Below are 17,741 nucleotides of genomic sequence, written 5' to 3'. Positions count from 1 at the left end.
AAGGAATATTGGTAAATACAGAGCAAGAGCAAAACCAATAGTTCCTAAAAATCAACGAAATAGCTTATGAAATACACTAACTTAATGACATTGGGCTAAAGCCCGCTTCTATTGATATTTTCATTCCTGAACTTCAAAAAGCAAACGCTCCCCGAATTTTGTATCATTAATTTTTCCGTTGTCATAGACAAGATTTCCGTTGACAAAAGTGTGGGTAACTTTAGAATGGAAGTTCGTTCCTTCCAGTGGGCTCCAACCGCATTTGTAAAGGATATTTTCTTTAGCAACTGTCCAGTTTCCATTTAAATCAACCAACACTAAATCGGCCTTATATCCTTCTTTCACGAAACCTCTTTTTTCAACTCTGAAAAGAATGGCAGGATTATGAGACATTTTTTCAACAATTTTTTCTAATGAAATTTTTCCGTTGATGTAATTTTCTAACATCACAACCAAAGAATGCTGAACCAAAGGTGCTCCCGAAGGACATTTTGTATAGACATTTTGCTTTTCTTCCCAAGTATGAGGCGCGTGATCTGTTGCTATGACATCAATTCTATCATCCAACAAAGCTTCCCAAAGTGCATCTTTGTCCTTTTGAGTTTTTACGGCTGGATTCCATTTGATCAATCCTCCTTTTGTATCGTAATCTTCATTTGTGAAAGTCAAGTGATGAACACAAACTTCTGCTGTGATTTTTTTATCTTTTAAAGGAATATCATTTCTGAAAAGTTCCATTTCTTTCGCGGTTGAAAGATGGAAAACGTGAAGCCTAGCTCCTGTCTTTTGTGCCAATTCAATTGCTTTTGATGAAGATTTATAACAAGCTTCTTCGCTTCTTATCAAATGATGAAATTTCACAGGAATATCTTCACCGTACTCATCCATATATTGTTGAGTATTTGCTCTGATTGTCGCTTCATCTTCACAGTGAACAGCAATTAACATTTTTGTATTACTGAAAATATTTTCTAATGTTTCAGGATTATCTACCAACATATTTCCTGTGGAAGAACCTAAAAACAGTTTAATTCCGGGAACATTTCTCGGGTTTGTTTTCAATACTTCTTCCAAATTATCATTGGTTCCGCCCATCATGAAGCCGTAATTCGCATATGCTTTCTGAGAACCTATCTCATATTTATCAGCTAATAATTCCTGCGTAACGGCATTCGGAACCGTGTTTGGCTGATCGATAAAACTTGTAATTCCTCCTGCAATGGCAGCTCTTGATTCAGTTTCAATATCGCCTTTGTGAGTTAACCCCGGATCACGGAAATGCACCTGATCATCAATAACTCCCGGCAAAAGATATTTTCCTTCACCCTCAATAATTTGATCTGCTTCTTCCGAGATAGTAGAATCTATTTTAGAAATTAAATCATTTTCAATTAAAATATCACCTTCAAAGATCTGGCCTTCGTTAACGATTTTTACATTTTTGATTAAGGTTTTCATTTACTTTTTACTTTAGATACCAGACTTTGCCCTACGAGATTCTAAAATCCGGCTGTTATTTCATTGTAAGCAAAATTAAGGTTTATGAATGAATTTTAACCTTGCTAATAAAAAATCAATTTGTAAATATTTACATTTGTAAAAAAATTTCGACTTTGTATAAGAAACTATTAGGGCAAACAATCATCTACGGAGTAGGAGCCATAGCACCAAGAATAATTTTATTTATCCTTAATCCACTTTTGATTTATAAAATTCCCAATGAAGGTTTTGCTACTTTCACACAGCTTTACGCATGGATTTCGTTTGTGAACATCATACTTTCTTTTGGTTTTGAAACAGCTTATTTTAGATTTTCTGCAGAAGAAGGAAATGAGAAAAAGACTTTTAATACTTCGTTTTGGTTTTTATTTTCAACCTCTACTATTTTCCTCGCGTTGTGCTACTTATTCAATCAGCAGTTAGCAGATTATGCCGGATATCATGATAATCCTGAATACATTAAATGGTTTGCTTTAATTGCCTTTTTTGATAATTTATTGGTAATACCTTTTGCTTGGTTACGTTTTCACAATAAACCAATCAAATATTCAGTAGTAAGGATTGTTCAAGCTATTTTTCAGGCAGTCTTTACAGCTGCATTATTTTTTTGGATTCCACAAAGTATTTCAAGAAGCTTTGGACTAGACCAAAATGTAGATTATCCGTTCTTTAGTAATCTTGCGGGAAGTGCGTTAGGGTTTTTATTATTGCTGCCGATTATAGTAAAGGTAAGATTTCAATTCATCACTTCTTTGTTTAGACGAATGATCAAATATTCATTCCCTTTGATGTTGGCTGGTTTAGCTTTTATGGTTAATGAGAATTTCGACAAATCAATTCAAAAAGGTCTTATCTCAGATGAAGAGGCCGGTGCTTATGGGGGGTGTTATAAGTTAGCCGTTTTAATGACGTTATTTGTTACCGCTTACAGAATGGGTATTGAACCTTTCTTCTTTAAACAAATGGACAAAGGCGATTCTAAAAAAACGTATGCAAAAGTCGCTGAATATTTTGCATTTTTTGCATGTGCAGTTGCATTAGGAATTATTGCGAATATTGCGTGGTTAAAAAGCGTTTTCATTCCTAACAAATCTTATTGGATTGCCATAGATATTATCCCAATTATTGTACTTGCCAATCTTTGCTTCGGGATATATTATAACTTTTCCACTTGGTATAAAGTAACAGACAGAACCAGTGTCGGAACTATTATTTCATGGCTTGGAGCAGGTATAAATATTGCTTTCAACCTTTTAGCATTAACCTATTACCACAGTATGATTGGTTCTGCATGGGCAACTTTCGGAGCCTATGTTATCATGATGATTGTATCTTATCTATTAGGTCAGAAATATTATCCTATACCTTATAGAATGAAAAAAATGTCCTTTTTCCTTATATTACTCAGTGTTTTCAGTTTTATTATTGTAAAATATCTGAATTATAATATATGGATGAGTAACTTATTGTTTTTGGTTTTCATAGCCATATTATTGTATAGCGAAAAAGATATGCTTCTCTCCCGAATCAGAAAAAACTAATCTTTGGTCTCTCTTTTGATGATTACCAGATCTGCTTAAAAAATTAAGCAAACTGGCTAAAGCTGATAAATATTACTCATAAAAATATTTTTAATTATTACCTTTAGCCAAGAAATTAAAAAAATTAAATTTAGAAAACACTAGAATTATATAAATGAAAATTATAGTACCTATGGCTGGACGTGGTTCCAGATTACGTCCACATACATTAACTGTCCCAAAACCTCTTATTCCTATCGCAGGAAAACCAATTGTACAAAGATTGGTAGAAGATATTGCTAAAGTTGCAGGAGAAGAAATTGAAGAAGTAGCTTTTATCATTGGAGATTTTGGTCCTGAAATTGAAAAATCATTAATTCAGATTGCCGAAAAATTAGGAGCTAAAGGAAGCATTTATTATCAGAATGATCCACTAGGAACAGCTCACGCTATAAAATGTGCCGAAGCTTCGATGCAGGGAGATGTTGTTATTGCTTTTGCAGATACATTATTCCGTGCAGATTTCATATTAGATAAAAACTCAGATGGTGTAATTTGGGTAAAAAGCGTAGAAGATCCTTCTGCTTTTGGGGTGGTAAAATTAGACAACTACGGTTTCATTACCGATTTTGTTGAAAAGCCAACGACTTTCGTTTCAGACCTTGCTATTATTGGTATCTATTATTTTAATAGTGCTGAAAAATTAATGAGCGAGATTAATTATATCATGGATAATGATATTAAAAACGGTGGAGAATATCAATTAACAACAGCATTAGAAAACCTTAGAGCAAAAGGGGCTAAATTCTCTTTAGGAAAAGTAAACGACTGGATGGATTGCGGAAACAAAAATGCAACCGTAGAAACCAACAGTAAAATCCTTGCCTATGAAATAGAGGAAATGTCTACGTATCCGGCTTCTGCAGTTATTGAAAATTCATTGATCATTCAGCCTTGCTTTATTGGTGAAAATGTAAAAATTTCAAACTCAAAAGTAGGTCCCGGAGTGTCTTTAGGGAACAATACAATTGTTGTAAATTCAAATATCGAAAACTCATTGATTCAGGAAAATACAAGAATCAATCATGGAAACCTATCTAATTCTATGATTGGAAATTCTGCTCAGTATTTTGGAGTTTCAAGAGAGATCTCTTTAGGAGATTATTCTGTTTTAGATTTTTTATCTAGATAAGAGTTTATTTAATTTAAATTATATATCTTCAAACCACACAAAATGTTTTGTGTGGTTTGGCGTTAATATTGCAAAGTATTACCTCAATCAAAAAGATAAATACATGAAAAACTGGATACCATTAATTTTACTACTTTTCGTTTTGTCATCCTGTAAGACAAGGAATGTCGCTAAAAAGAACAACAGCAATATACAAGACAGCACTGTCGCAGTAAAAGACGATGGAAATCCAAAGGATGCTACTGAGCCTGTAAGAGATAAGCTTTCATTCTATGAGCATGTTCTTATTCCACCCAAATTCGATCAGATAAAAATCAGCAGTAAAGTAAATGTAGAGACAGGAAACTTTATCCCGACTCTTGATGCGACTATTTATATCGAAAACAATCAAAAGGTTTGGATGAATTTAACTGCATTTTTGTTTACTGTTGCACGAGGTATCGCAACTCCTGAAGGAATAAAAGGACAGGACAAAACCAGTAAATCATACATTGATTCTGATTTCGATTATCTTAATAATTTACTTAATGTTAATTTCATTGATTATAAATCATTGGAGAAAATATTGATGGGTAGGACTTTTGTAAAAATCAGCGATTCTCAGTTTACGCTTACAAAAAATGCGCAGGGATACAAAATGGCTTCCAATGTCAATCAAAAAATCGTTACTGACGAAAAAACAAGAGAGTATAAAATTACGTTGCAATATGATGAAAATTATGATTTATTGAATGTAAATTTAAAAGATGTTCTATCTCCTGATGAATTAGAAATATCTTACAGTAATTGGAATGTATATAACGAAATTCGTCTACCAAAAAATGTTAAAATAATTATAAAAGGTTCAAAAAGCAGTCAGATTTTACTAGAAAATACGAAATTTGATTTTTCTAAGATGGAAACTCCGTATTCAGTTCCAGCCAATTATAAGAAAATCGAAATTAAATGATTAAAAAATTTAGCTTTTTAATGGGTATTTTGCTGTTCTCATTGCAATATGGGCAAAAAAAAGAGCAATTACAGCAACAAAATTCCGACCTTAAAAAACAAATTGCACAAATAAATTCAGATTTAGCTAAAACCAGAAGCGAATCTAAACTTTCTATAGCATACCTTACCAACGTCAATAAAAAATTAGTTTTAAGAGAAAAAGTATATACTAATACTCAAAAAGAAAAAAGATTTATTGAGGATGATATCTATCTTCGTCAGTTAGAAATCAACCGTCAGAACAAAGAATTAGCAATTCTTAGGAAAAACTATGCTGATATTTTGGTGAATGCCTACAAAAATAAAGGTGTACAAAATAAGGTAACTTTCATTCTTTCTGCCAAAAACATGGGTGAAGCAATCAGAAGAGTTCAGTACTTAAAAGAATATTCTGATTATCAGGATAAAAAAGCTGCTGAAATTTCAAATGCTGCAGCCAAAATAAAAAACACCATCGTTCAGAGACAAAAATCAATTAAAGATAAAGATCAGCTTTTAGTTAATCAACAAAAAGATTTAACAACAATAAATGCTGAAAGAGCTCAGAAAGAACAGCTTGTAGCAGAATTCAAGAAAAATGAATCACAGTTAACGGTTGAGCTTAAACAAAAACAAACGCAGTCTAAAGCGCTTGAAGGACAGATAAGATCTATTATTGCTGAAGAAATCAGAATAGCAAAAGCTGAAGAAGAAGCAAGAAGAAAGGCTGAAGCTGAAAAAATACGTCTTGCAAAGATTGCTGCTGAAAGAGAAAAAGCAAGAATCGAAGCTGAAAACAGAGCTAGAGCTGAAGCATTAGAAAAAGAAAGACTATTAGCAGAAGCTGAGGCCAAAAGAGCAACAGAATTAGCTGCTAAAAGAGCTGCAGAAGAAAAGAAACGTACAGAAGAAGCTGCAAGAGCCGAAGCTAATGCAAAAGATGCTGCAAGAAAAGTAGCAGCTACCAAAGCAACAGAAGAAGCCAATGCAAAAGCAAGAGAAGCTTCAAACAAATTAATTGCTGCAAGAGCTGCAGAAGCTGCACTTACAAAGAAAAAAGACGACGAGAAAAAAGCAGCAGAAAGCAAAGCAATGACTAACTATGGGGTTTCTTCTACAGTGGCAGGAAATAACTTTGCAGAAAATAGAGGAAGATTAGGCTTTCCGGTAGATAAAGGCCAGGTTACACACCGATTCGGAAGACAACCTCACCCGGTTTTCAAAAATATTGTTGAAGAAAATAACGGGATTAAAATTTCTGTACCTTCAGGAACACGTGCAAAATGTGTATTCCCAGGATCAGTATCATCAATCTTAGCCAACAGTGATGGAACAAAAACGGTCATGGTAAAACATGGAAACTACTTTACCATTTATTCCAACTTAGGAAGTGTGAGCGTTTCTAAAGGTCAACAAGTTTCTGCAGGCACTCCTGTAGGAGTAGTAGGACAGGATTTTGACGGCTCTTACACTCTTGATTTCCAGGTATGGAGCGGAACTACACCTGTTGATCCATTAGGTTGGGTTTCTTATTAAAAAAGATTAACTTTGTAAAAAATTTAGCAATGCAAACACTAACAATATTAGCCTTATCGTGGCAACATATCTTGATCGTTGCAATACTTCTTGTATTACTTTTCGGAGGTAAAAAAATCCCGGAATTAATGAGAGGCGTTGGTTCAGGTATTAAAGAATTCAAAGATGCTGTAAAAGAAGAAGACAAACCAGGTGCTGAAGAAAAGAAACCTTCTCCTGACAACAATCCTACCAGCAACTAAAATTCTATAGAAGAAATGAACTTTACAGAGATTGCATGGCCAATCTTCAATAAATCTATTGAAGATTATCACGTGCTTGATAACGTTAACACTCTAGTTAATAATCCATTCGAAAAAGATAGTTTGGAACGAATTTTGTATGCAAAGAACTGGATTGATACCGTTCAATGGCATTTGGAAGATATAATTAGAGATGAGAATATAGATCCGACCGAAGCTCTTCAATTAAAGAGAACAATAGACGCTTCTAATCAGCAAAGAACTGATTTAGTAGAATTTATAGATAGTTGGTTTCTTAAAAAGTTTGAAAATATAACTCCTAAATCTGATGCAAAAATCAATACTGAAACACCCGCTTGGGCTGTAGACAGACTATCAATTCTTGCATTAAAGGTTTATCATATGTCGTTAGAAGCTAACAGAGAATCCGCTTCTGAAGAGCATCGTCTAAATTGCCAGGCAAAATTGGATGTACTACTTACTCAGAAAGAGGACCTGTCAACTTCTATTAATCAGTTGCTTACTGATATTGAGAACGGTGATGTTAAGATGAAGGTATACAAACAAATGAAAATGTATAACGATGACAGTCTTAACCCAATCCTTTATCAAAAGGGGCAAAAATGAAACGACTATTTTTTTTCGGAGTACTAATAATTATAACATCATCCTGCGCAACGGAAAAATTAAATTTTTCTCCGCTGTCTAATAATTTTTATAGCGAAGCCAAAGGTTCTGATTCCGATAGAGGGGTAAAGAAAAGCATCGACATCAACATTAAAGAAAATGTAAATGCATCAGAAATCTCTAATCTAATTTCAACTTTTCCTAAGTTCAAAAATTCTGGATTAAATGAGGAAGTAATAAATCTGAAATACAGCTTACAAAACTATCTCTATGCAATTGATGCCAATAATCTTTCAGGAAAGAACAGAGCAATTAAAAGCTTCGAAAAATCTTATAAAAAAATTCAAAAACTAAGACAGCATCTCAACAAAGATGATGACGAAGTTCTTAACAGATATTTGGTAAGACTAAAAACCAATATCACCGTTATTGAAGATTCTTTAAAAGGAAATTAAAAACTAATTCGAATTATTAATGATAAAAATTCAGGCGGAAGCTAACGTTCCTACAGAACACGGCAATTTCCGAATGATTGCTTTCTCCGAAAATGAGAACGACTGGATGCCTCATATGGCTATTATCGCCGAAAATACAGACTTTTCTAAGCCTGTAAATGTACGTTTCCACTCAGAATGTATTACGGGAGAAGTTTTCCATTCAAAAAAATGTGAATGCGGGCAGCAACTTGATGCCGCAATGAAGTACACCCATGAAAAGGGAGGAATTATTATTTATCTTCGACAGGAAGGAAGAAATATAGGAATCATCAATAAATTAAAAGCCTACTCTTTACAAGAAAAAGGATTTGACACTGTAGAAGCCAACCTAAAACTAGGTCTTCCTGCAGACGACAGAAACTTTGGAGTTGCTATTGATATATTGAATTTACTGGATATAAAAGATATCAATCTTCTTACCAATAATCCTGAAAAGGTAAAGCATGTAGAAAATAGTAATATTCACCTCAATTCAAGAATTCCTTTACAAATTCCGGCTAATGAGAATAGCAAAGGATATTTACAAACAAAAAGAGATTACTTTGGACATCTTCTTGATGACAACGATAATTAAACTCAATACAATCAAAAGCTCCGAAAGAAATTCTTCCGGAGCTTTTTTAATTATAAAAATTGAAAAGATATATTCTTATTTTGCTTTAGTTTTAGGCACATTAGAATCATTTAAATGATAATATTGTACAACAGCATTGTAATCGTTATAATCTACAGGTGCTGACTGTTTAGCATGCTGCCCTGATCCATTAGCAGGAACGAGAACGATTCTAAAAGTTTGATTAGACAAATACTGAGTAATCTCTGTTGAATTCAACCCAGTTGATAAGTTAAAGTTTTGATCATCAATTCTAATTTGAACATTTTGAGAATCGAAAACAAAGTTATACTGAAACTCTCTATTGTTTGGCATTCCTGTAGAGTTTGGTATGTAAACCATCTTAGGAATAAGTTGCCAAGCATTACCAACATTCTTATATACTAAAACTACATCTGTACTTGCAATATTAATACCTTGTGTAAAAGCATAATTGTTCGCATTTGTAAATGACCCTGTAACATCTCTCATTATAGATACAGTATCACTATCCACATGATTATCATCCTTACAGCTATATGTGAATAGACTCACAAAAGCTAAAAGTAAAATTGGAAGAAATTTTTTCATTTTATAAAAGTTTAATTATTATTGATATGGCTTATTCAAAACATATACCAAAAAACTTAAAAACATTGTTTTCATCCTTATTTTAATTGTATTTTTGTTTATATTCAAAAAGTAATGAAGAAAGCAGCTTATATTTCCCTCTTTATATTCTTAGGCATGAGCACAAAAACGGCAGCTCAATACCAGCCTAAAAACATTTCTCAAACAGATATAAACAAAGCGAATCAATGGGTTGATACAACTTATAAATCTCTTTCTCAAGACGAAAAACTAGGTCAGCTTTTTATTGTTGCATTATATACCAACAAAGATGAAAACCACATTAATCAGGTACGAAACATTGTTTTAAATGATAAAATTGGTGGTTTAATCTTAATGCAGGATGATGCAGCGAAGGAAATTAATTTGGTTAATGAATTCCAGCAAAAATCTAAAATCCCATTAATGATCGGGATGGATGCTGAATGGGGATTGTTTCAAAGAATTGCTGCCGCTCATAAATTTCCATGGGCCATGACTTTAGGTGCTATCCAGGATAAAAATTTAATTGAGCAGATGTCTGCCAAAATAGCCGAAGACTGCCACCGAATGGGCATCAATTGGGATTTTGCGCCAGTTGTTGACGTTAATACAAATCCTAATAATCCGATTATTGGAAACAGAAGTTTTGGATCTGAGGTTGACAACGTAATTAACTCGGCATTGTCTTATTCAAACGGACTTCAGAATAATAATATTCTTGCAGCCATAAAACATTTTCCGGGACATGGTGATACAAGTACAGATTCACACCTTGATCTTCCGGTGGTTTCACACAGTATCGAAAGATTAAATAAAATTGAATTGGCACCATTCAAAGCCTTAATGAATAAAGGAATCGGAGGAGTAATGGTAGCACATTTGTATGTTCCAAGCTTAGAATCTGGAAAAGGAATTCCCGCTTCTGTTTCTAAAAACATCATCACAGGTTTATTAAAAGAAAAATTAGGCTACAAAGGTTTAATTATTACTGACGCCCTGAATATGGGCGCTGTAGCCAATAAATATAAACCGGGAGAATTAGATGCTATGGCTTTCAATGCTGGAAATGATATTATGCTTTTTTCTCAAGGTGTTTCTGAGGGGAAAAAATTAATTCAAAAAGCGATTGATAAAGGAGATATTCCACAATCACGAGTGGAAGAAAGTGTAAAGAAAATATTATTAACAAAATATTATTTAGGTTTAGACAAGTACACTCCTAAAAATCCAGAAAATGTAAATCAAGATCTAAATAACAGCTCACATACAAATTTAGTTCAAAACCTGTATGCAAATGCTTTAACATTATTAAAAGACAATAAAAAACTACTTCCTCTTACTGGCAAACAAATTTATTATGTTCCATTGGAAGAAGCACCTTATCAAACATTTGCCAATCAATTAGGTTCAAATATTATTATTAAAAAAGCGAGTGAAATTAATTCAATTCCCGCCAATTCAACAGTAATTGTCGGTTTCCATAAAGATAATTCTACCGCTTACAAACCTTATAAAATTTCAGAACCATCGAAAAAAACCTTGGCTGATCTAACAAAAAATCAAAATGTTATTCTGAACGTTTTCGGAAGTGCTTACGCTTTGAAAGATATTGATATTTCAAAAGTTTCTACCGTTCTTGTATCTTATGAAAACAATGATGATTCAATGACAGCAACAGCTAATGCTTTCAACGGAAAAACAAAAATATGGGGCAGACTTCCTGTTTCAGTTAATGATAATTTAAAAGCAGGAATGGGAATAGACTTGAACCCAAGTTCTGCATCAAATACAAAAGTGAGTTCAACAGTTTTCACAACATCAAAACAACAATAAACTAATGAAAATAGGCATACTTTGCTATCCAACATACGGAGGAAGTGGAATCGTAGCTACAGAACTAGGAATGTCCCTAGCCAATAAAGGTTATGAGGTTCACTTCATAAGTTCTGCGCTTCCTGCAAGACTAGATATTACCAATCCGAATATTTTCTTCCACAGAGTAAATGTTCAGACCTACCCTCTTTTTCAATATCAGCCTTATGATATTGCCTTAAGCTCGATGATCTATCGTGTCGTGAATCTTTATAAACTAGATTTACTTCACGCTCATTATGCCATCCCTTATGCCTACGCAGCATTTACGGCTAAGCAAATGTTGCAAGAGGACAATAACGACGTTCCATTGGTAACAACGCTCCACGGAACGGATATTACCCTTGTTGGTCAACATCCAAGCTACAAACATGCAGTAGAATTTTCGATTAATCAATCAGACGCGATAACTTCTGTTTCTGAAAGCTTAAAAAGAGATACGCTACAGTTTTTCAAGATTAAAAAAGAGATTCAGGTAATTACCAATTTTATTGATAATTCCGAATTTGATGAACCTAGTGATTGTCAGAGAACGCAATTTGCCAATCCTGACGAAAAAATACTCATTCACGTTTCTAACTTACGTCCTGTAAAACGTGTTGACGAAGTACTTCAGATTTTCAAAAATGTTCAGAAAAAAGTAAAATCTAAACTGATCATCATTGGAGAAGGACCCGATATGGAAAAAGTCAATCAGTTTTTAGAAGAAAACCCTGATTTAATCTCGAAAATTCGTCTTTTAGGAAAAGTAAACGATCTTTACAGAATCCTTCAGCTTTCAGACGTATTTCTATTGCCCTCTGAGCAGGAAAGTTTTGGTTTAGCAGCATTAGAGGCAATGGCCGCAAATACTCCGGTTATCAGCTCAAATGCAGGAGGAATTCCGGAAGTAAACATTCAGGGCGAGACAGGTTTCTTAGCCGAAATTGGAAATGTAGAAGCCATGAGTAACTACACAATCAAATTGTTGAGCAATGAAGAACTTTTAACCCAAATGAAGATAAACGCGAAAGAACAGGCGATAAAATTCGATTTGAAAAACATTCTTCCTATATATGAGGAAATGTATAGAACAACGATAGAAAACTTTAAAAAGGAGTTGTCTAAAGTATAGCATTTCGGCTATATTTGTAAGACACTCATGACGGAAAAACTACTTCAATATCTTTGGAACTTTAAGATTTTCCAAAATTTTGACTTCAAGGATATTGAAGGAAATTCCGTTGAAATAATAGATTTCGGAAAATGGAATACCGATTCCGGACCCGATTTTCAGATGGCAAAAATTAAAACTAATAATTTAATTCTTGCAGGAAACATCGAACTACATGTAAAATCTTCCGACTGGATCTTTCACAATCATTCTAAAGATCCCAATTATCAAAGTATAATCCTTCACGTTGTTTTCCAAAACGATATTGAGATTGATGAACTTAAAAATAAGAACATTCCCACACTGGAATTAAAAAGTTTTATTGATGAAAATCTCCTTTGGAAGTATGAAAAATTGGTGAGTGAAAATCAATTTATTCCCTGTGAAGAAATTTTTGATCCGCATAAAATTCCCATCCATTTTCATGAAGAGAATATTCTTAAAAAACTACAGGAAAAATCTTTAGAAATAGAGAAAAGTTTAGAACTATATAAGAATAATTTTGAAGCAGTTCTTTTTCATAACATCGCCTACTCTTTTGGTTTAAAAGTGAATGCTTTTATTTTTAAACAAATTACAGAAAGCATCAACTTCACAACGATTAATAAAATCAAACAAAACGAAACTCAGCTTGAAGCATTATTCTTTGGTATTTCTGGCTGGCTTGAAAATCCTGAAGATGACCAAATGCACATTTGGAAACGAGAATTTGATTTTATTAAAGCTAAATTTAATATTTCAGACTTACAATTTCGTCCAAAGTTTTTAAGACTGAGACCTCCGAATTTTCCGACCATCCGTTTGTCACAACTAGCCAACCTTTACCATCAACATCACAGCTTATTTTCAAAAGTAATTTTCACGAAAAACTATGCTGAATTATTTGAAATATTTAAAAATGTAAAAGCTTCAACATATTGGGATAATCATTTTAATTTCGGTAAAATTTCTACGGTTGATCAACCTAAAGTTTTAACTAAAGATTTTATTGAACTCATTATTTTAAATGCAATCCTTCCTTTAAAATACACCTATCAAAAATACCATAATGATGAAATGGCCAATGAAATTTTAGCATTTTACACGAGCATTTCCTCAGAAAAAAATTCCATTGTTAGTCAATGGGAAAACCTTGGTTTAAAAACTAAAAATGCTTTAGAGAGTCAGAGCTTGATTTATCATTATAAAAATTCCTGTGAAGAAAAAAATTGCTTAAATTGCGGTATTGGATTTAAACTTTTAAAAGAAACTTCAAATGTTTGATAATATCCGCCATAAAATGGAAAGAGAATGGTTTGGCGTTCTTACAAGAATGGGCGCTAAATTAGGAATCCCTGTGTCTAAGCTGAGAGTTTTCTTCATCTACTCTACTTTTGCCACAGCAGGTTTTTTCTTTCTTATCTATTTAGGATTGGCATTTACCCTTTGGATTAAAGATATTTTTATCACAAGAAGACCTAGCGTTTTCGATTTATAGATTATGGAATTTTTACAGATCACATCACCAGACGATTATAGAGTTCAAGAAATCTATAATTCTTATTCCAGTACTTTTCCTGAAGATGAGAGAAGAGATTGGGATAAATTTTCGAGCCTTTTTTCAAACCCAAATGTAAAGATAATCTCTGTTTTGCATGACTCAAAAACAATTGGTTACCTCATCCTTTGGGAGCTAAGTCACTATGTTTTTGTTGAGCATTTTGAAGTGCTTGAAGAATTCAGAAGTCAGAAATTCGGATCACATATTACCGGATATTTATTTGATAATTATCCTAGAATTATTTTAGAAATCGAGCCTGAGCATTTAAATGAAGATGCAAAAAGACGCTACTCTTTTTATCAGAAAAATGGATTTAAACTTCTTGATGAAATGTATGTACAGCCAAGTTACGGTGAAGGTAAAAAACCGCTAGACCTTTGGTTGTTATCAAATTATACTCCTGAAAACCTGAAGGAAGTTAAAGATGAAATTTATGATATTGTTTATCATTAAAATATAGTAACGCTGGAAAATGATTCTAGCGTTTTTTATTTCCCACAGATTACACAGATTTTCACAGATGATTGCGCATAATTTTTAAAGATAAAATATTACATAAACATCTGTGAAAATCTGTGTAATCTGTGGGAGAAAAATTTTGTAAAAACTAATTCACTTCATACTCCAACTTAATCGTAATACTCGCTTCTTTTTCCTTAGAAGACGTATTGAAAGTTCCTCCATACGAATAATCTTCATTAGAATTAGGCGCTGTAATTTGAATTACGCCCATTGATGCTTTTTTAAGATTTCCTAATTTACTTCCAGAATTTTCAGCAATCTTTTCGGCTCTTTCTTTAGCATCTTTGGTTGCAGAAGCAATCATTTCCTGCTTTACAGTCGCTAATTTGGTATAAAAATAAGAAGGTGAAGAAGAAGTAAATTCTATTCCACGATTGATAATTTCTGTAATATTTCTGGAAAGGTTTTCTATTTTTGCGACCTCTTTGCTTTCAATAGAAACTTTTTGCGTTAGGCTATATCCCGAAAATTCACCCTGAACATTGTTTCCATTTGAGTCTGTATAATTTCTAAACTGCTTCTGAATATCTACCGAAGAAAATACAATTTCACTTTGCTTGATTCCTTTTGAAATAAGATAATCATTGATAACCTTCCTATCCATCGCCAATTCATCATAAGCAGATTTCAGATCGGCATTATTTTTAGAGAAACTTCCCGACCAGGTAATTAAGTCCGAAGTAAATTGTTTCGTTCCCAAACCGGTAATTGAAATGGTATTTTCAGATTTATTTCTGTTTTTAATGGCACTTCCTAAAAGTCCAAGACCAATGATGAAGCCTAAAGATGCAACTGCAATGGCAATAATATTTTTATTCATAAAAATTCGTGAATTTAATTGATTTTATTTCTAAGAGTATATCAATTTCTATTCCGAAATTTTAAGATTTAATTAACATTTGCATTAGTGCTTAATTTGTTTTAATCTTTCAATATAAAGAGGAATTACTTCTTCAAGTCTTAACAGCACACCAGATAGGTTTTTAGCTTTTACATAAGTGCGAGTCTGTGGTTTTGTGACAAATGCAAACTCAATAAACTCTGAAATTCTTTCAGCAGGAATTCCTGCTTTTGTAAAATAATAATCATCTACTCTTTTTCTTACCCATACAATATGCTCCTGCAAATCATCATATCGATACTGCCGTTTCTGCCTTCTTGCTTTTCCACTTACCAAATCATAAACGCCCTGTACATTAAGATTTCCCAAAAGAATCGGAAGTAAAACACTTTTCACTTCTGCAGGTGTTTCCCTCATTTTACCGGTAGGCTGAGGAAGTCCGACCGCCTGTTGAACAATCTCTCCTTTATCCACTTTAGCAACAGCTCTGGAATCATCACCCAAATCACCCGTTAATCTTTTGGCAACTTTAACTTCTTCTATATCCTCCGGGATTTTAATGAGCGTGATCGTTAATTGGGAGTTTATTCCGTTTATCAATACTCTTTTGGAAATTCTTTCATAGCCTACTCGTACAAATCTCAATTCATCATTATTAAAAGCTTCAATAGAAAATTCACCCAAATAGTTTGTATATACTTTTTGATCTGTTGACATATTAATTACCGTAACAGCTCCAAGATTAATATCATTATCATCCGTTATTTTTCCTGTTACTATTTCTTGAGAAAAAACGTAGCTACACAAAAATATGAGGAACAGAAAAACTTTTTTCCAGCCTAATAAAAATGAATATTGATTTTTTAATTTCAATTCAGGTACTACTATTATTTTATTCTCCTATTTTTTCAGTTTTCTTGTATTCCGCGAAAGCAACTTTTAATTCATTTTCAATAGTTACAATATTAAAGTTTTTACGGTAGTTTTTAGCTAATTTTCTGGTGTCGTTAGCATATACTAAAAACCTATCAATCTGCTCCTCAGTCATTCCGTATTTTGTAAGAAAACTAACATTAACCTCTCTTTTAAGCCTGTTCATAAAATTCTGATTTTCAAAATAATCAGGCTTCGTTATTTTAGGTTGTTTCGCTTTTTGCACTAAACCCACAGCAGCTCCAATTAACTTAACCATATCAACCTGCCCTACACTAAAATCATGCCCTTTAAAAGTTGTTGAAATAGAGTTATTTGGTAAGGGTTCATTTAATGGACTCCTCATATATTCATCCATCGACGATTTTAAAGCAGCTATTTTTCTTGATCCATCAAGATATTTAGTATCTTTTTCCAGATTGCCCGTAGGTTTGTAGGTAATTTTAACTTCCTGAATTAATGTTTCAGCCCTTACAAGTTTCACATTAAAAGGCGTATTTATATTTTCATTCGTGATCTTTTTATCGGAACGATAATATCCTTCTTTCACAAAACGAACCTCATCATTTTGCTGAGCTTCTATCACAAACTGTCCGGAGGAATCACTGTGAGCACTTTTATTATTGGAAATGTTTACCACTAAAACAGAATTCAGATTATGGTTATCCTCATCAACTACTTTACCCGTAATTTTCTGCTGAGAAAATAAATCTGCAAAAGCAAAATAGGGAATAATGTAAAGGCTTTTTCTAATAATAAAGGTATTCATCTGTGTTTATTTTTTAGTTTGAGGAGCTCGGTACGACGAGATCCTTGTAAGAACAAATCGTTGGAATCTATACAAATCTGCATCACTACAATATCCGTATTTTAAAATGTTTTTTCTTTCAAAACCACCTGCAAAAACATAATAAATAAAATTCTGGATCAAAGCCTTATCTATCTTAAGATCTGTAAAATATTGCTCACCCAATGCCTTTGTAAGATAATCCATAAAATCAATATCATCCCATTTATTTTTAACCTTTCCAATACTAAACCCTTGCCCTTTTGGCTGAACAAACTCTCCCGCTCTTGGAGCCAGTAGTCTAGGATCAGATTTTTGAGACATATAAACTGCCAGATCACTTTTTAGTTTCTCAACTTTTTTTGGAGGATTCAGACTTTTCGAATCAATTTTTATGTCTCCCGTGAGACCTTTCTTGATTTCTACTTCAGCAATTAAAGCAGCTGTCCTAATCAAAGTAATATTCATTGGAGAGCTGATATTTTCAGCGCTTACTTTTTTATTGAATCTTTCATATCCCGATTTAACAAAACGAAGTTCATCACCTTGTCTTCCGAAAATCATAAAATGTCCGTCATGGTTTGTAGATACCCTTTCATCTGTTCGAATATTGATTACCGTTACATCCGGCATCTCTATATTTTCTTCAGATATAATTTTGCCAAAAATATAATCCTGAGCCTTAGTATGAATGAAAAATACAGTAAATAAGAAAAAAAGTAGTTTAAATTTCACGAATAGTTTTTTATAACGCAAAACTAAAGCTATTTTTAAATTAAAATACAAGTTTAACCACAGTTAACGCG

Annotated in this window: 19 protein-coding genes; 13 read left to right on the top strand and 6 right to left on the bottom strand. The window is 33.0% G+C overall.

Annotated elements, in window-relative coordinates; all coding sequences use genetic code 11:
* Positions 1–120: 120 nt before the first annotated feature.
* Complete coding sequence (locus BUB80_RS18045; protein WP_073295885.1) at positions 121–1,458, bottom strand: dihydroorotase; 1,338 nt, start codon at positions 1,456–1,458, stop codon at positions 121–123.
* A 155-nt stretch (positions 1,459–1,613) separates the two neighbouring features.
* On the opposite strand from BUB80_RS18045, the gene BUB80_RS18040 reads away from it, so the two are divergent.
* The 8 genes from BUB80_RS18040 to ribA all read left to right on the top strand — a co-directional run bounded on the left by BUB80_RS18040 (position 1,614) and on the right by ribA (position 8,657).
* Positions 1,614–3,041, top strand: coding sequence for an oligosaccharide flippase family protein (locus tag BUB80_RS18040; RefSeq protein WP_073295883.1), 1,428 nt, complete (start codon positions 1,614–1,616; stop codon positions 3,039–3,041).
* A gap of 154 nt (positions 3,042–3,195) precedes the next feature.
* The gene (locus BUB80_RS18035; RefSeq protein ID WP_073295880.1) at positions 3,196–4,212 is read left to right on the top strand and encodes a sugar phosphate nucleotidyltransferase; all 1,017 of its coding nucleotides are present in this window, start codon (positions 3,196–3,198) and stop codon (positions 4,210–4,212) included.
* A gap of 103 nt (positions 4,213–4,315) precedes the next feature.
* The gene (locus BUB80_RS18030; protein WP_073295877.1) at positions 4,316–5,161 is read left to right on the top strand and encodes a lipoprotein insertase outer membrane protein LolB1; all 846 of its coding nucleotides are present in this window, start codon (positions 4,316–4,318) and stop codon (positions 5,159–5,161) included.
* Positions 5,158–6,717: a peptidoglycan DD-metalloendopeptidase family protein gene (locus BUB80_RS18025; RefSeq protein WP_073295874.1), complete on the top strand. Its 1,560-nt coding sequence runs from the start codon at positions 5,158–5,160 to the stop codon at positions 6,715–6,717. The genes BUB80_RS18030 and BUB80_RS18025 overlap by 4 nt, the downstream gene beginning before the upstream one ends.
* A 29-nt stretch (positions 6,718–6,746) precedes the next feature.
* Positions 6,747–6,959 (top strand): Sec-independent protein translocase subunit TatA/TatB, encoded by a 213-nt coding sequence (locus tag BUB80_RS18020; RefSeq protein WP_073295871.1) that lies wholly within the window; start codon positions 6,747–6,749, stop codon positions 6,957–6,959.
* 15 nt (positions 6,960–6,974) lie between these two features.
* Positions 6,975–7,586, top strand: coding sequence for a DUF4254 domain-containing protein (locus tag BUB80_RS18015; RefSeq protein ID WP_073295869.1), 612 nt, complete (start codon positions 6,975–6,977; stop codon positions 7,584–7,586).
* Positions 7,583–8,041, top strand: coding sequence for a hypothetical protein (locus BUB80_RS18010; protein WP_073295866.1), 459 nt, complete (start codon positions 7,583–7,585; stop codon positions 8,039–8,041). The genes BUB80_RS18015 and BUB80_RS18010 overlap by 4 nt, the downstream gene beginning before the upstream one ends.
* 19 nt (positions 8,042–8,060) lie before the next feature.
* Positions 8,061–8,657 (top strand): GTP cyclohydrolase II, encoded by a 597-nt coding sequence (gene ribA, locus BUB80_RS18005; protein WP_073295863.1) that lies wholly within the window; start codon positions 8,061–8,063, stop codon positions 8,655–8,657.
* A 75-nt stretch (positions 8,658–8,732) separates the two neighbouring features.
* Here ribA and BUB80_RS18000 read toward each other — a convergent pair whose 3' ends face one another.
* Positions 8,733–9,230: a hypothetical protein gene (locus BUB80_RS18000; RefSeq protein WP_139262767.1), complete on the bottom strand. Its 498-nt coding sequence runs from the start codon at positions 9,228–9,230 to the stop codon at positions 8,733–8,735.
* A gap of 150 nt (positions 9,231–9,380) precedes the next feature.
* Here BUB80_RS18000 and BUB80_RS17995 point away from each other — a divergent pair, with 150 nt between their 5' ends.
* The 5 genes from BUB80_RS17995 to BUB80_RS17975 are packed head-to-tail and all read left to right on the top strand — an operon-like array spanning position 9,381 to position 14,305.
* A complete protein-coding gene (locus BUB80_RS17995) occupies positions 9,381–11,120 on the top strand; it encodes a glycoside hydrolase family 3 protein (protein ID WP_073295858.1) in 1,740 nt (579 codons plus the stop codon).
* A 4-nt stretch (positions 11,121–11,124) separates the two neighbouring features.
* Positions 11,125–12,273, top strand: a complete 1,149-nt coding sequence (gene bshA / locus BUB80_RS17990) for an N-acetyl-alpha-D-glucosaminyl L-malate synthase BshA (protein ID WP_073295856.1) — start codon at positions 11,125–11,127, stop codon at positions 12,271–12,273.
* Between the two features lie 27 nt (positions 12,274–12,300).
* Complete coding sequence (locus tag BUB80_RS17985; RefSeq protein WP_073295853.1) at positions 12,301–13,575, top strand: DUF2851 family protein; 1,275 nt, start codon at positions 12,301–12,303, stop codon at positions 13,573–13,575.
* Positions 13,568–13,789: a PspC family transcriptional regulator gene (locus BUB80_RS17980; protein ID WP_034712816.1), complete on the top strand. Its 222-nt coding sequence runs from the start codon at positions 13,568–13,570 to the stop codon at positions 13,787–13,789. Before BUB80_RS17985 ends, BUB80_RS17980 begins: the two co-directional genes overlap by 8 nt.
* 3 nt (positions 13,790–13,792) lie before the next feature.
* Positions 13,793–14,305, top strand: a complete 513-nt coding sequence (locus tag BUB80_RS17975; protein WP_073295850.1) for a GNAT family N-acetyltransferase — start codon at positions 13,793–13,795, stop codon at positions 14,303–14,305.
* 154 nt (positions 14,306–14,459) lie between these two features.
* On the opposite strand, the gene BUB80_RS17970 is transcribed toward BUB80_RS17975, so the two are convergent.
* The 4 genes from BUB80_RS17970 to BUB80_RS17955 form a co-directional block, all read right to left on the bottom strand.
* Entirely contained in the window at positions 14,460–15,194 is a 735-nt protein-coding gene (locus BUB80_RS17970) for an SIMPL domain-containing protein (protein ID WP_073295847.1), read from the bottom strand.
* An 84-nt stretch (positions 15,195–15,278) separates the two neighbouring features.
* Positions 15,279–16,088, bottom strand: a complete 810-nt coding sequence (locus BUB80_RS17965) for a peptidase associated/transthyretin-like domain-containing protein (protein WP_073295844.1) — start codon at positions 16,086–16,088, stop codon at positions 15,279–15,281.
* 19 nt (positions 16,089–16,107) lie between these two features.
* Positions 16,108–16,917, bottom strand: coding sequence for a peptidase associated/transthyretin-like domain-containing protein (locus tag BUB80_RS17960; protein WP_073295841.1), 810 nt, complete (start codon positions 16,915–16,917; stop codon positions 16,108–16,110).
* Positions 16,918–16,923: 6 nt separating this feature from the next.
* Positions 16,924–17,670, bottom strand: coding sequence for a hypothetical protein (locus BUB80_RS17955; protein ID WP_073295839.1), 747 nt, complete (start codon positions 17,668–17,670; stop codon positions 16,924–16,926).
* Positions 17,671–17,741: the final 71 nt, after the last annotated feature.

The organism is Chryseobacterium polytrichastri, assembly GCF_900142445.1.
Lineage (GTDB): Bacteria > Bacteroidota > Bacteroidia > Flavobacteriales > Weeksellaceae > Chryseobacterium > Chryseobacterium polytrichastri.
The sequence above is the reverse complement of the archived record's forward strand: the minus strand, read 5'-3'. Positions and strand labels throughout refer to the sequence as shown.